Source organism: Williamwhitmania sp., assembly GCA_035529935.1.
GTDB lineage: Bacteria > Bacteroidota > Bacteroidia > Bacteroidales > Williamwhitmaniaceae > Williamwhitmania.
Window position 1 is genome coordinate 21,327 of record DATKVT010000063.1, and the last position, 15,168, is coordinate 36,494.

Genomic DNA, 15,168 nt, shown 5'->3' on the forward strand with positions numbered 1-15,168 from the left:
ATATATGGAATATCAACTTACAAGCAAGCACGAGGAGATTCGTGAGAAGGTTAGGAAATTTGCTGAGGAGCGGGTTAAACCCATGGCAGTGCAACTCGATGAGGATGAACAATTCTCGGAGGAGTTAACTAAGGAGATGGGCCGTTTAGGCCTCTATGGCATTGTGATTCCTAAGGAGTATGGTGGTCAGGGACTGGACTATATGGCCCTTGTTCTTGCCGTTGAGGAGCTCTCAAAAATTGATGGTTCTCAGGCTGGAACGTTGGCCGCCCACAACTGCCTTGGCATAAATCCTATATACTACTACGGCACCGAAGAGCAGCGCCGAAAATTTCTCCCTTTACTCTGCAGCGGTGAGAAGCTCTGGGCCTTTGGTCTCACCGAGCCAAACGCCGGTAGCGATGCCCTAGGAGTAGAAACAACAGCCGTTCTTGAGAATGGAGTGTGGACAATTAACGGACATAAGATATTTATTTCGAACGCCACCAACCCCATGTCGGCAGGCATTACACTGTTGGCTCGTACTGGTGAAACGAATGGACGGCGCGAACTCTCTGCCATTATGATACCTCGCGAAACTGGCTATGCCACCGAGCGCATCACCAAAAAGCTGATGTGGCGTGCAAGCGATACTGGCAAGCTCACATTTAATGGTGTTAAGGTTCCAGAGTCGAACCTGCTAGGCGTAAGAGGGAAAGGGGGCCGATTGATGCTGGAAACCCTCGATGCCGGGAGGTTGAGCATTGCAGCCATGGGACTTGGTTTAGCCGAAGGCGCTTACGAGGAGGCGCTAGCCTATGCCAACACTCGCCATCAGTTTGGAAAGCCCATTTCGAGCTTTCAGGCTGTTTCGTTTAAGCTTGCTCAAATGGCCACAAGGATTGAAGCTGCTCGCTATTTGCTATACCACGCTGTGTGGCTCAAGGACAATGGTAAGCCATACGCCAAGGAGGCCGCTATGGCCAAGTTATTCTGCTCGGAGGTAGCTACCGAAGCCGCTACCGAGGGAAGCCAGATTCATGGAGCCTACGGTTTGGTAAAGGGTTCGTTGGTGGAGCGCCACTTCCGCGACCAGCGTATTCTGCATGTAGGAGAGGGAACCACGGAAATTCTAAAAATGGTGATTGCACGACAGATTGGATGTAAACTCTAGGTTGCTGCTTGGTGTGTTGCTCTAAATCGCTATCTTTAGTTGGTGATTAATTTTGCCTTATTGCAGTATCTTGTGGCAATAGATTGGGCAATCATGTAATATGTAGACCAATGGAAGACAGAAAAAAAGACCATATAGACCTCGCGTTTAGCTCACAGGTTAAGGCTACCGAAGCCGATTCGAGATTCTTCTACGAGCCGCTGATGGGCTCGCACACCCGAGGGAAGCTGGAACCTTTTACCTTCTTGGGTAAAACCATGCGGCTCCCCATTTGGGTGAGCAGCATGACTGGTGGCACCGCATTGGCGCGAACCATAAATACCAACCTTGCCCATGCCTGCAATGAGTTTGGCATGGGAATGGGTTTGGGTTCCTGTCGTAAGTTGCTTGAAAATGAGGAGCACATTGCCGATTTCGACATGCGCGATATTATTGGCAACGACCTTCCTTTTTATGCAAACATAGGCATTGCCCAGCTGGAGCAGATGTTGGAGAATAGCTCCTATCAGCGGCTTCTTGATTTGGTAAATCGCCTACGCGCCGATGGGTTGATTATTCATGTTAATCCAGTACAGGAGTGGCTACAACCCGAGGGTGACCTGCTGCACCATCCGCCGTTCAGCATCATAGAGGAGTTTCTTTCGCTGGCTAAAATAAAGGTGATTGTGAAAGAGGTGGGGCAGGGTATGGGGCCCGAAAGCCTGCGTAAAATTATGTGGTTGCCCATCGAAGCGTTGGAGTTTGCTGCCTTTGGTGGAACTAACTTTGCCCGGGTTGAGCTTACACGTAGCGAGCCTGTTCAGCAGGAGCTCTTCGAGCCACTCTCCCTCATTGGCCATAGTGCCGAGGAGATGCTAAACGTTGTAAATGGCATGGTTCAGCAAAACCAGCCGCTCAAATGCAAGCAGCTAATAATATCCGGCGGTGTAAAGTCGTTTCTCGACGGCTTTTACTTCCTAAGCCGAAGCAAGATGCCTGCTATTTACGGTCAAGCTTCCGGTTTTCTGAAGTATGCCCAAGGCGATTATGATCAGCTGAAGGCATACGTTGAAGGGCAGGCTAAGGGTCTTCTATTTGCAAAGTCGTTTCTTAAGGTTCGAGAATAATTTAGCTTTTTCGCCATGGCAGAAGAAATTATCAATGGATTCTCCTCTCTCTCAAGGGAGGAAAAGGCAAAGCTGGTAACTCTTTCACTTGCTCGCCCCGAAAAGTTGATGAAACTTTTTGATTTCTCGCTCTATCAAGCCGAGGATATGCAAAAGCAGTTTCTCGACTTGAGCGAAAACACTATTGCAAGCTACCATTTGCCCTACTCAGTTGCACCCAATGTGATGGTGGACGGTAAGGTGTATCACGTGCCAATGGTTACCGAGGAGAGTTCGGTTGTTGCCGCAGCGGCATACAGCGCCAAGTTCTGGGCCCAGCGCGGAGGTTTCATTGTAGAAAACATATCTACCGTAAAGCTAGGCCATGTATATTTTCTATGGAACGAAAATCCAATGGATTTAACCTCCAACTGGCCTTTTCTTCGGTTTGTTTTGCTTGAGAAGGTAAAGCCTTTAACCAAAAGCATGGAGGAGCGCGGCGGCGGAATTGTTTCGCTGGAGTTGGAAAATCTAACCTATTCGGTACCCAACCTTTTCCGAATTAATGCTGAGTTCGATACTGTAGACTCCATGGGGGCCAACTTTATAAACACCTGCCTTGAGGAGATTGCCGTGGAGCTAAAGCGCTACTATTCGGCTGGGGAGGATAAGGGAAAAAAGGAGGCACTTCATGTTGTTATGTCCATCTTAAGCAACTACGTGGATGGCTGCACCGTTACCGTTTCGGCACAATGCAGAATAGCGGAACTTAATGGTGTGGAGAAGGGGCTGACAGGTGCCGAACTGGCACAGAAGATTAAGGCTGGCTTCGACATTGCTCGCGTGGATGTTTACAGGGCTACCACCCATAACAAGGGCATAATGAACGGGGTAGATGCGGTTTTGCTTGCCACTGGTAACGATTTTCGTGCCGCTGAGGCTGGGGCTCATGCCTTTGCCGCTCGCACCGGACGCTATGCTAGTCTGAGCACCTGCACAGTTGAGGAGAACGTTTTTAAGATAAGCCTTACAATGCCCCTGGCTGTTGGAACGGTTGGAGGCATCACCAACCTACATCCACTTGCCAAAGCATCGCTGGAGCTACTTGGCCGTCCTTCGGCCTCACAGCTTATGGCCATTGTGGCTTCGGTGGGACTTGCCAGCAACTTTGCAGCCGTAAAGAATCTGGTCACCACCGGAATACAGCGAGGCCACATGAAGATGCATCTCTCCAATATTTTGGCCTCATTAGGCGTAGATAATGCCGCTCGCGAGCGAGCGATGGCCTACTTCAAGGAGCGCACAGTTAGTTATAGCGCGGTTAAGGAATTTCTGGACCAAAAATGACAAAACTCAGAGCCAATGCTAAGCTGCTGCTGACAGGCGAATACCTCGTGCTTCTTGGTGCAAAGGCCATTGCCCTACCGCTACGATTTGGACAGGAACTTACTACCAGGAAGGGAGATAATCAATACATTTCGTGGGATAGCGAAGATATTAACGGCTGCTGGTTCTCGGCCACCTTTAATGGGCAAGGAGAGGCAATAGAAGGGAGTAGTAGGGAGGCTTCTCGTTTTGTTTCCACTATCTTAAGGGAGACGGAATTGCTGAGTCCGGGTTTTCTTGCTAGGCTAACAGGGCAGAAGGTGATTGTTACGGCCGACTTCGACCTGAGTTGGGGGTTGGGCAGCAGCTCCAGCCTCATCTCGCTGGTGGCTCAGTTGGCCGATGTTGACCCATTTATGCTGCACCGAAGGGTGAGCGCTGGCTCGGGCTACGACGTTATTGCGGCGCAGCAATCTTGCCCATTCATGTTTCATCTGGCGGATGGTAGTTCAGAACATTCGCCGGTAGCCCTACCATCGTTTTTCAACAAGCACCTTTTCTTTGCTTACCTCGGAAAAAAGCAGGAAACGGCCACCAATGTAAGTCAGTTTTTAAGCACTTCGACGACGGTAGAGCCGATTTTGGTCAACACCATTTCTGATATCTCGTTGCGAATTCCCCACGTGGCAAGCGTTGGAGAGCTCTGCCAGCTTGTGGAGCAGCACGAGAAGGTTATTTCCAAAATTCTGGGCACTGATTCAATAAAAAAAGCTAGCTTTCCCGACTTTAATGGGTGCACTAAGTCCTTGGGTACATGGGGTGGCGATTTTGCCCTCTTCTGCAGTGAAGAGCCGGAATCTTACGTTCGCGCCTACATCGAGGGCAAGGGCTTATCACCGCTGTTTAGGTTCGACGAAATAGTGTTGAAATATGATTAGCAAGATGCTTTTTTCAAATAGTGTTACGCCCGAGATTCTGAAGGCCGCAGTTAGCGTTAAGACGGGATGGAAAGCTCCATCGAACATTGCCGTTGTAAAGTATTGGGGCAAGCGCGAAAACCAAATTCCACAAAACCCCTCCCTCAGCTTCAGCCTGAGCGAGTGCTATACGGAAACTAGGGCCACGTTTACCCATGCTGAAAATGGGTTTAGCCTTTTGGTAAATGGGGAGAATAGCCATCCGTTTGCTGCTAAGCTTACCGATTTTTTTGGAAAGGTAACACCTTTCTTTCCCTTTTTGGCACAGGCGCGTGTGGAGCTGGAAACGAAAAATAGCTTTCCCCACTCGGTTGGGATTGCCTCGTCGGCCTCCGCATTTGCCTCGGTGGCGCTTTGCCTTTGCCATGCCGAGCAGCTGCTGATGGGTAACGAGGGCTTTGGCTCTTCGTTCCTGCAAAAGGCATCCTACGTGGCAAGGTTGGGTTCGGGAAGCGCCTCGCGCTCGGTATTTGGGGGCTGGCAGGAGTGGGGCCATTTGGCGGAGTTACCCAACTCCACCAACGATTTTGCCATTCCGGTTACGCCCAATATCGATCCGCGGTTTCTAGGAATGCGCGATGCTGTGCTGGTGGTTAGCACCAAGCCAAAGGAGCTTTCGAGCACGCTGGGGCACGCGCTCATGGTAGATCACCCCTTTGCCGATGCCCGGTATGCCGAGGCTAAGCTCTGCCTCAATGCCATCCTTAAAACCTTGCGCAAGGGTGATTTCCCAAAATTCTTCGCGCTCTGCGAGAATGAGGCGCTCACCCTTCACGCGCTGATGATGAGCTCTAAAACTTCACCCTTATACCTGGAGCCGGAAAGCCTTTCCATTATTGCTTCAATTCGCAATTTTCGAACTACTTCCGGTATGCCCATAGGTTTTACCATCGATGCCGGTCCCAACGTTCACCTGCTCTATCACGAGGATAACGAGGTGGCGGTTAAGACATTTGTTGAATCGGAGCTAAAGCGCTACTGTGAAAAAGGAATGGTAATTTACGACCGCTGTGGAGCGGGACCGGAGAGAATCTTCTAATTCTACTGAACCATTTTAAATTCCACATGTTTTGTGGGAGAAATGTGGGTGTGATAGCTATAATTACCCAATTTCAATACAAGGGTAACAGCCCTGAAGGACATGATCAATACGGATAAGTTTTATTCCAAAATACTGCTCTTTGGTGAGTACTCTGTGCTGTTAGGATCAATGGCCTTAAGCATTCCTTACAGCCACTTTCAAGGAGAACTGAGCTTTATTCACGAGGACAAATACACCGATTTGGACTTTGCCCGCAGCAGCAATACGTTGCTGGGTGAGCTGCACCAGTATCTAGTTGAAAATTCGGTTAAGAATGGAATCTCAGGTAGGTTGAACCTGGAGAAGCTGGAGTCCGATATTCGGCATGGGCTCTACTTTGAATCGTCCATACCACAAAGCTACGGCATTGGAAGTTCTGGAGCTTTGTGTGCAGCCATTTACTCAAGGTATACCACCGAGCTAATCCCGCCTTCGGGAAGCATAACGCAGGTGGATATAAAGGAGCTACGGCACATTTTTTCGGGCATTGAGTCATTCTTTCACGGTAAGAGTTCCGGCATCGATCCGCTGAGCTGTTACATGCGCTACCCGCTGCTCATACAAAAGGATGGGGAGATTGACCTGGTGGGCATTCCCCGTAACCGCAACGACAAGGAGAGCGGTATTTTTCTCCTCGATAGCGGCACTTCAGGCAAGACCGGGCCGCTGGTGGAGTCGTTCCTAAAGCACTTTGTTCCCAACGGGGTGCTGAGCAACCTGGGTCAAGAGCTCATCCGATTAAACGACGCCTGCATTCAGAATATGGTAGCGGGTGAGTATATCCTCTTCTGGAAGCATTTGAAGGAGCTCTCCGCCTTTCAGCTGGAGCATCTTCGGGCCATGATTCCATCGCACCTTGCTCCGGTGTGGGAGCAGGGGCTAACTTCCGATAGCCACTACCTCAAGCTCTGCGGCTCGGGTGGGGGTGGCTTCCTAACCGGCTTTGCCAAAAGCTACACTAACTTTTCCAAAGCCATAGCACCCCAGCGCCTTTCCCATTTCCCCGTCTACCTTTCCGGGCTGAATAGTGAGCAGTGAGTAGTGAAAAGTGAGTAGTGAAAAGTGAGTAGTGAAAAGAGTGTCAATGTATATCCCTAAATATTGTTGACATTATAGCAATTTACATAACCCAGCTGCATGTTCACCTCGGAAAGGTGACCTGTTTATAGAAAGAATCCTGCACCACACACGAGCGATACACGCTGACGAGGTCTTCAAACGCCACAAGTTGTTGACTTTTTAATAAAGAAACTCTCAACTTATAATTATTGGAATTAATAGGCGCGCACCATAATTAGTTAACTTTACCATGAATCTTATGCTTAAGGCAGACAACATATGACCGACTGGAGCACAGCAACCTGCGAAGCAAACGGTATTAACATACACTACACAAGAACTGGAGGAAACAAACCGCCTTTAATGTTGCTTCATGGATTAATGACCAATGGCTTGTGTTGGACAGGTTTGGCACGTGCGCTGGAGAAAGAGTATGATGTAATTATGCCGGATGCCAGGGGACATGGCAAGTCGAGTGTGCCCGACTATGGATACCGGTACGAAGACCATGCAAACGATGTGGCCGGTTTGATAAATGCCCTGAGACTTCCTCCGTTAGTCCTGCTTGGACATTCCATGGGCGGAATGACTGCAGCCATGGTGGCAAGCCGTAAACCAAATCTACTCCGTGGACTAATCTTAGCCGATCCAACCTTCCTGAGCCCAAAACTTCAGCGCGAAGTTCGCGATAGTGATGTGGCCGATCAGCATAGGAAGGTTCTTAAAATGCCGTTGGATGAGGTGGTGGCAGAAGCGCGGGCCAGGCATCCTAACCGGTCATCGGAAACCCTAGAGCTATTTGCTCGGGCACGACTTCAAACCAGCATGGCCGCTTTCGACGTTCTCACGCCACCGAACCCCGATTATAAGCAGCTGGTGAGTAAAATTGACGTTCCAAGTCTCCTCCTGTTTGGTGATAACGGGGTGGTTTCGTCTGCTGTTGCCGAAGAGTTGCAACGCCTTAATCCTCTATTTCAGGTTGAACAAATTCAGGAAGCGGGGCATGCGCTCCACTTGGACCAGCCAGAACACTTTGCGGCAATCGTCAAAACATTCCTGCGTTCCATTAGAACAGTTGTTGAGTAATAAACGCGCGAGCGGTGCACACTGGAAGAATGTTAAAATCTTCTTGCCCTTGATGCACCGCAACCACCAAAGGTTGAAATATGTTGCCGGTATTGGCTTAGTTTTCCCATATATAAACGCTTTGGCACACTGTAAATGGCGATGTAACTCTTACTTTTCAAAATTTGCAAATGGTTACCTTAGTGTAATTTAGCATGGAAACGTCTTGCTGCAAGACATCAAAAAAAACTGATAAATGAAGAAGATTGGCATAATGAGACAGTAGGCAAAATTATTTATAGTTTTGACGGCAGCATTATTACTACTAAAAATGCAGTTTGCAATTGGGCAGGAGAACAAGTAGAATCTGGAAGCAAATCACAAACGGGAGAACAGCATCATGGCATCTAAAATAGAGCTGAACGTTAAGCATAACGACAAAACCAGGGCGGAATATTTTATCCAAGCATTAAACGAAGATTTTGAACTTCTTCTGCTCGATTGGAAATCATGGAGGGAATCGGAACGCGTAGTAGATGCCGTAAAGCTGACCAATAAAGATAAGTCACTCACTATTACTTTGCTTTTTCTGGAAGACTACTATGACGCCGACATTGTAGCAAAGGCAAATACACTCCCGACAAGCGATACCGCCCGGTGGAGCAACAATGGCTCACTCATGTTTTTGGTGGAGTCACCGGACCCTTCTAAAGTCGATAACGCACTCAGTATCTTTGCAGGCAAGGAGTAGCTACGAGGCAGTTTGTCCCTTCGGACTTTTTGGACATTCCATTAAGCCAACTCATAGAAACGATTCTGTATTTGTGTATTACACAGTTAAAGCTGAACAATACATGCCAGTATGGGTTTTATATATAGTTTTACCCATATATAAACGAGTTGTTTGCAATTTTAGAAAAAACAAAAATTGATTAGGGCGAATTTTATGAAACTGCTAATAAATATAGAAATTTCATTGAATGCTCCTGCTATAAAAGTATGGGAAGCCCTGACCAACTCTAGATGGACTAAGCAGTATATGTATGGCTACGAAGTTTCTTCTGGCTGGAAAACCGGCGATTCCATACTTTGGAGAACTACTATAAATGGAAAACAACATATCAGAAAAGGAAAGGTATTACTGGCTCAACCATATGAGGTTCTGGAAATATCAGATTTTAATCCTAACTCTGGGCTTGAGGATATTGATACAAACTATCAAAAAGTAACATATCATTTGCTTTCCCAAGATGACAAAACGACACTATTACGGGTAACGGATGATTATGCAGGAGACGAAAAAAGACATACCGAGTCCAATCAATTTTGGAATGCTGTATTACCGAAGTTGAAAGAAGTGATAGAAAGAAAATAACTGACGCGTCCTAAATAACGGAGAACGTTATAACAAATTACAAAACCCAGCCACCGGCTCACCTCAGAGAGGTGACCTGTTTGTAGAAAGAAACCCGCCACACGCGCTTAAGATGCACGCTGAACGGTATTAAAATCTACCTACCCTCCATGCACCGCAACCACCAAGGGTTGAAATAGGTTGCCGGTATTAGCACAATAATTATCACCCTTATTTAAGCCACCTAACCGAAACTAATTTATATTTGTGTATTACACGGTTAAAGCTGCACAATACATTCCAATATGGGTGTGTATATACAGTTTTACCGCATATATAAGCAAGTTAGGCAACATTTGAAGACTGACCGATTGAGACAATTAAACAAAACATGAAACAGTATCCCAAAATATTTTATCCTAATATTCCTTTAAATCATGAAGGCTTAATCGATTTTGACAGCTATAAAACAGGTATGACCGAGAATTATTTTGAATATAAATTAGAAAAATACTTCAAAGGGCATATTAAAACAAATAAGGTTATCGATAATGGCTGGAAATATCCATATCAACCTGATTTTATACTTTACTATCAAAAATATAACTTGTGCATTGATATTGAGATTGATGAACCTTACGCTATGGGGAGTCATAAACCCATTCACCTGAATGACGAAAAGAGAAATAATTTCTTTTTATCGAAAGGTTGGCACATTATAAGATTTGCAGAAGAACATATCTGTAGATATCCAGATTTATGCTGTAAAATGATTTCTGAATTTATAAGATTTACCACAGGAGAAAGTATTTGGATTGAAGGTATGGAGGACTTTAAAGACATCCCGGATATTAGTGCATGGACAAAAAATGATGCTGAAGAAATGGCTAATAAATCTTATCGTAATGACTATTTAACGCTCCTTCAGAACATTGTCAAACAAAATCCTCAGATTTCTATAATTGCAGATGGAATTTTTCTTAATTCTCAGATTAGTGAGGCACAAAGTCTTTATAAAGATATTTGGCCAGAAAAAGAGTTGTTTGAGAAAGCAAAAGTCTCTCTTTTATTAAAAGAGTTACTCAGGTATTCTTCTCATTTTCAAAATTTAGAGGTAATTGAAGGGAAAATATATATTGAATTGAGAATTTATATTTCAACATATCATTCAATCTATAACTACACATTTGACTCTGACTTAATTTATTTGGGTAATTATATTATCAATGTTTATTATATCAGAACAGAGAACTTAATTTGTTTTGAAATTGATGATTATATTATAAATAACAACATTAGGAATGTTTTATTAATTGCTGATGACCCAGCATATCCAAATTTAATATCAAATTGGAATAACAGAGAAATTGTATTGATGAGAAAGAAAAATGATACACATATGCCAATGGATTTAAGATATATTGATTCGTCATTTCCCTCAGGAATAGCGATTGGATTAGAACAATTTGAACTATAAAAAACGTTGCCTAACAATGTATATACAAAATAGGCGTGATAGTAGTAAATTCAACGGTTGTAACCCGCTTCAAAATCGTAACGGTTTGATAGGTTTGAAGCCCGCAATCGCCTACTTTGCATATACTCAACGTTAGTATGGTGTTTGACGCTTCCTAAAAAACGGAGAACGTTGGAGCAACGTTACAGAAACCCCGCCACCGGCTCACCTCAGAGAGGTGACCTGTTTGTAGAAAGAAACCCGCCACACGCGCTTAAGGTGCACGCTGAATGGTATTAAAATCTACCTACCCTCCATGCACCGCAACCACCAAGGGTTGAAATTGGTTGCCGGTATCTACATAATTATCACCCTTGCTTAAGCCACCTAACCGAAACTAATTTATATTTGTGTATTACACGGTTAAAGCTGCACAATACATTCCAATATGGGTGTGTATATACAGTTTTACCGTATATATAAGCAAGTTGCCAACAGTGCATATATTTTATTGGGGGTTGAATCGCTAACTTCAAAGTAATTGCATTAAATTAGCTCCTTAACGTGGGATAATGAATTGTTCCAAAGTCCCCCAACAAAACATATGCTTAACGTTAGCATAGTGTTTGCCCCATTTCAAAATATTTACCCTTTCCCACATTCCCATATTTTCTTCCCACTCCCGCCGGCAGTTTATTGGGCAAGGGTAGGGGCTGCCCAGTGCTATTTTTTTGCCCAACCCTTAACTTTTTTTCCAAAAAGCACTTGACAATGGGAAAAAGTTACCATACATTTGGGACTAGCCGCTTAAAAAAAATGTGTCGGGTTATCGTCCCTAGCCTCCTCCGCCCGCCACCAAGTGTTGTTTTAAAGTATGAAGGTAAACCTGCATAAGTGTTGCCGTAAATTTGCACACTTATGGAAAAAAATTTACATACTGATGGAAATTTATTTTCTCTCTTATGCAAATTTTCTTCCACACTTACGCAGGCATAGGTATACCAGCATATGCTGTTAACCCGCCTCGGAGCTATCGCCTAGGGCATACTTCCGAGGCATAAAACCAAGTAGCATGAAGTACCATTTAATTGAGCGGGCAAACCCGCTGAACCGAGAGGCGAAAAAGTGGTATGCCTCTCCGGTAAACGACGGTAAGATTAGTAAAACGGAGCTGGCCAAGGAGATTACCGGCATGTCGTCGCTCTCGCGGGGCGACGTGTCCAACGTAATTGAGAGCCTGCTGGAGGCCATGCCCAAGTACCTGCTCATGGGCAAGAGCGTAAGTCTAGGTGAGTTTGGCACCCTGCGCCTCTCCTTTACCAGCGAGGGCGTGGATACCCAAGAGGCGTTCAACACCGGAAAGATTACGGGAGTAAAGGTAATCTTTACGCCGGGGGTGGAGCTCAAGCGGGCCATTGAAGCTGTGAGCTTTGAGCGGGATGAGTAGCTCCGCTACCTAGCGCGGCCCTGCCCACAAGCCAACCGCAATGTTTCTCCGCGGCGAATATGCTTCGCCGCTGGGAAACAAAGGGAGAAAATATATATTACATACTTGGTATAAAGCAATTTTACTCCATTTGTTCACAAAATAAACACGATTGAGATCATAGCAAACTATTAAAAGGATATTCGATTAAGATTAAATTAACACATGCAAAACTTTGGAAAATATCTTGATTAATAACAAAAATAATGATTCAATTGAAAGGAGGTGTGAAAAATATGACTTACAAAAAACCAAAAATCTTGGCTCAAAGTACTGTGCAGATGGCTGAATGTCGTCCTAATAGTAAGCCAAGTGGCAGACCTTGTAAACCAGGAGGACCTGGTGGACGTTAATTGACAAATAATTCAGGCGGCGGTGTTATACAATTAAAACTCGTCGCCTGATTACTTAAAGAAAGGAGATTTTAAAATGTTTTTCAAGCAAAAATCAAATGTTATATTCAGAAATTATGAGTCTTTCGGATATATAACGGATAATAGAAATTTTGGATATCAGCAAACGGGTGATAACGAAAACTACATCGGTGACAAAATTCTATCAGAAACTGGGGCAGTTTTTATGTCTGCTTTAGATAGAAAAGCACAAACCATTGATGAACTTGCAATAAAAATAAATACACAATTTACCGATGTTGACATTAGAACAATAAAAACTGACGCCATAGAATTTTATTACATGCTTGAACGGGATGGATTTATTGTATCGGGCGAAACAATGCAAGAGTGCAATGAAAAAGACGTAAGGTTTTCATACAAGACATTAGAACCTAAAATAGAAAAAAAGGATTTTTCTCCAACTGCTATGCATCTTGAAAAAACCGCGCAGAATTTTTTTGAAGAATACTTTGAAGGCAAGCCTCAGCTTACAAATTTGCACATAGAAATTACAAGCATGTGTAATGAAAGGTGCGTGCATTGTTATATTCCACATGAAGACAAAGTGAGCTATATCGTACCTGATTTATTTTATAAGGTACTAGAGCAATCTAGGAATATGAGGTTGTTGCATTTAACGTTAAGTGGTGGTGAGCCAATGTTGCACAAGAACTTTTGCGATTTTATAAGAGCATGTAGAGAAAATGACTTTTCGGTAAATGTGCTTAGTAATTTAACATTACTCAATGATGAGATTGTAAAAGAAATGAAGATGAACCCGCTTTTAGGTGTTCAAGTCTCATTATACTCAATGGATCCAAATATTCACGATGAGATAACTCAAATGAAAGGGAGTTTTGAAAAAACAAAAAATGCGATTTTGAAACTAATTGAAAACGATATCCCTTTGCAAATAAGTTGCCCAATCATGAAACAAAATAAAGACTGTTATCTGGAAGTTACAAAGTGGGCCGAAAAGTATAAAATTCACGTTGGAGATGATTATGTTATCATAGCAGGTTATAATCATACGGGCCAAAATCTGAGTTGTCGTCTATCAATTAATGAAGTCAAAGAAGTTATCACAGACAAGGTTACGAATGATACAAAATATTTGGAGCAAATAGAAACGGCAGCTGAGAAGAAAAAAAGTATTACAGGCAACGATTTTGTTTGTACCGTTTGTCGTTCCACTATTTGTATAGCAGACAACGGAAATGTATATCCATGTGAAGGTTGGATAGATTATGTTGTTGGTAATGTGAAAGAAACTTCTCTCGATGACATTTGGGATAATTCTGAAAAAGTGCAGTATTTAAGAGGCTTGCGCAATCATGACTTTCCTAAATGCTTACAATGTACCGACAAAGAGTTTTGCACCATGTGTATGGTTAGAAATGCAAATGAAAACCCTCAAGGAAACCCTTTAGTGGTTAATGAGTTTTTTTGCGATATCGCAAAACTTAATAGAGAAATGGTATTTAAACGGAAGGAGCAATTTATGAATTCTTAGTGCCAATAATATGCCTCGACAAGGGAGTAGCTACCGTCCACTAAACTAACGGAGAGAGCCGCTTAAACATCACATACTATTCCACCAACAGCCTTATATTCCAATCAATGTTAAACAACTTGTGATAATGGTTTTTATATTTATTTACTGTGTGATTTCTAACACAAATAAACGAATTGTAAGTAAAGTTTAGATATGTAACTGATAAGAGTTATCCCAGCCATTATAAATGAGTGTACAGATAGATAATATGTCTCGTCCAATCAATGCAGCATATGGTTGCTTTTCTAAATCAGCACCAAGTGCTTGAACTGGGAAAACATTATTAGTTAAACTTGGCAAAGCAAAACCTAAGTCATAAATTGGTTGTTGAGTTGTACCGGATGGTGTATGAACAGAAATAACATCCCTAGCAATTAACCCCAATTCTTTAGCTATTGGATCGTTTATACAGGATCCACTTGCACCAGTATCAATAAGTGCAATGACTTTTTTAGAAGGAGGATTTTTCCCTTCACTCATCATTTTTAAAAAGATTGGCTGAGAAGGGAAAATTACAATCTCAACGATAGGACCAATTTGCTGAAGATTTGGAACTCTATTAGGAAATACAGGCATACTTTTAAGCAAATATAAGGTTCCTAGAAAAATTTACGACGATGTCGCTTTCATTGATATTCTTAACTAAGAAAGGTACATCACCATACTTGTCAATCCCCGCTTTTAATGCATCCAATCTTGACTGCCATATTCCTAATACTTCCTCTCCTTTGATGACAACAAATCCCCCTTGTGGAGATTGGGCTAAATAATCAGCCTTAATTTTCTTATAAACTTCTAATTCTTTCTCAAACATATGTCATATGTTTTAGGTTAGGTGTATAAAGGTAACAAAAAATTGAGTGCAAAGTTAATATGATTGTTAAAAAACATTACACTCAACAGCAAATTTATTACAGTAAGTTGTGATGGTTTTAAAAGTTCATTTCTTTTTACTACTTGTTCCTAATGTGAGATAGAGTTGCAGTTTTAAATTCCCTTAACCAACCAATTTGTAGAGCGTTCCATTTCCCGCTAGCCCGGAGTGTGTCCTGAAGTAAGAAGGACAAAATTTAGCAATAAACGAAGTTCTTTTACGTGCTGTATAAAAGATGAAGGGGTTCGCCCGCCGGCGGATGAACCTTCGCAATCGCTGTGCAGGCAGAGGTTGCAAACCGC

General features: G+C 43.5%; 14 protein-coding genes. 12 read left to right on the forward strand and 2 right to left on the reverse strand.

What is annotated here, in order from left to right:
• Positions 1–4 precede the first annotated feature (4 nt).
• The 12 genes from VMW01_04525 to VMW01_04580 all read left to right on the forward strand — a co-directional run bounded on the left by VMW01_04525 (position 5) and on the right by VMW01_04580 (position 13,950).
• Positions 5–1,153, forward strand: a complete 1,149-nt coding sequence (locus tag VMW01_04525) for an acyl-CoA dehydrogenase family protein (protein ID HUW05505.1) — start codon at positions 5–7, stop codon at positions 1,151–1,153.
• Positions 1,154–1,263: 110 nt separating this feature from the next.
• The gene (locus VMW01_04530) at positions 1,264–2,259 is read left to right on the forward strand and encodes a hypothetical protein (GenBank protein ID HUW05506.1); all 996 of its coding nucleotides are present in this window, start codon (positions 1,264–1,266) and stop codon (positions 2,257–2,259) included.
• 15 nt (positions 2,260–2,274) lie between these two features.
• Positions 2,275–3,585 carry a hypothetical protein gene (locus VMW01_04535; GenBank protein ID HUW05507.1) on the forward strand — a complete coding sequence of 437 codons (1,311 nt, stop codon included), beginning with the start codon at positions 2,275–2,277 and terminating at the stop codon, positions 3,583–3,585.
• Entirely contained in the window at positions 3,582–4,502 is a 921-nt protein-coding gene (locus VMW01_04540; protein HUW05508.1) for a GYDIA family GHMP kinase, read from the forward strand. Before VMW01_04535 ends, VMW01_04540 begins: the two co-directional genes overlap by 4 nt.
• Positions 4,495–5,580 (forward strand): hypothetical protein, encoded by a 1,086-nt coding sequence (locus tag VMW01_04545; protein HUW05509.1) that lies wholly within the window; start codon positions 4,495–4,497, stop codon positions 5,578–5,580. The genes VMW01_04540 and VMW01_04545 overlap by 8 nt, the downstream gene beginning before the upstream one ends.
• Positions 5,581–5,682: 102 nt before the next feature.
• Complete coding sequence (locus tag VMW01_04550) at positions 5,683–6,660, forward strand: hypothetical protein (protein ID HUW05510.1); 978 nt, start codon at positions 5,683–5,685, stop codon at positions 6,658–6,660.
• Positions 6,661–6,960: 300 nt separating this feature from the next.
• On the forward strand, positions 6,961–7,767 hold the full coding sequence (locus VMW01_04555; GenBank protein ID HUW05511.1) for an alpha/beta hydrolase: 807 nt from the start codon (positions 6,961–6,963) through the stop codon (positions 7,765–7,767).
• A 379-nt stretch (positions 7,768–8,146) separates the two neighbouring features.
• Positions 8,147–8,497, forward strand: a complete 351-nt coding sequence (locus tag VMW01_04560) for a hypothetical protein (GenBank protein HUW05512.1) — start codon at positions 8,147–8,149, stop codon at positions 8,495–8,497.
• A 195-nt stretch (positions 8,498–8,692) separates the two neighbouring features.
• On the forward strand, positions 8,693–9,121 hold the full coding sequence (locus VMW01_04565) for an SRPBCC domain-containing protein (protein ID HUW05513.1): 429 nt from the start codon (positions 8,693–8,695) through the stop codon (positions 9,119–9,121).
• Between the two features lie 370 nt (positions 9,122–9,491).
• A complete protein-coding gene (locus VMW01_04570; protein HUW05514.1) occupies positions 9,492–10,577 on the forward strand; it encodes a hypothetical protein in 1,086 nt (361 codons plus the stop codon).
• Between the two features lie 1,051 nt (positions 10,578–11,628).
• Entirely contained in the window at positions 11,629–12,003 is a 375-nt protein-coding gene (locus VMW01_04575; protein HUW05515.1) for an HU family DNA-binding protein, read from the forward strand.
• A 468-nt stretch (positions 12,004–12,471) separates the two neighbouring features.
• A complete protein-coding gene (locus VMW01_04580) occupies positions 12,472–13,950 on the forward strand; it encodes a radical SAM protein (GenBank protein HUW05516.1) in 1,479 nt (492 codons plus the stop codon).
• A gap of 189 nt (positions 13,951–14,139) precedes the next feature.
• On the opposite strand, the gene VMW01_04585 is transcribed toward VMW01_04580, so the two are convergent.
• Both VMW01_04585 and VMW01_04590 read right to left on the reverse strand, forming a co-directional pair.
• Entirely contained in the window at positions 14,140–14,568 is a 429-nt protein-coding gene (locus VMW01_04585) for an aspartyl protease family protein (protein ID HUW05517.1), read from the reverse strand.
• A gap of 4 nt (positions 14,569–14,572) precedes the next feature.
• Entirely contained in the window at positions 14,573–14,806 is a 234-nt protein-coding gene (locus VMW01_04590) for a hypothetical protein (protein ID HUW05518.1), read from the reverse strand.
• Between the last annotated feature and the right edge of the window lie 362 nt (positions 14,807–15,168).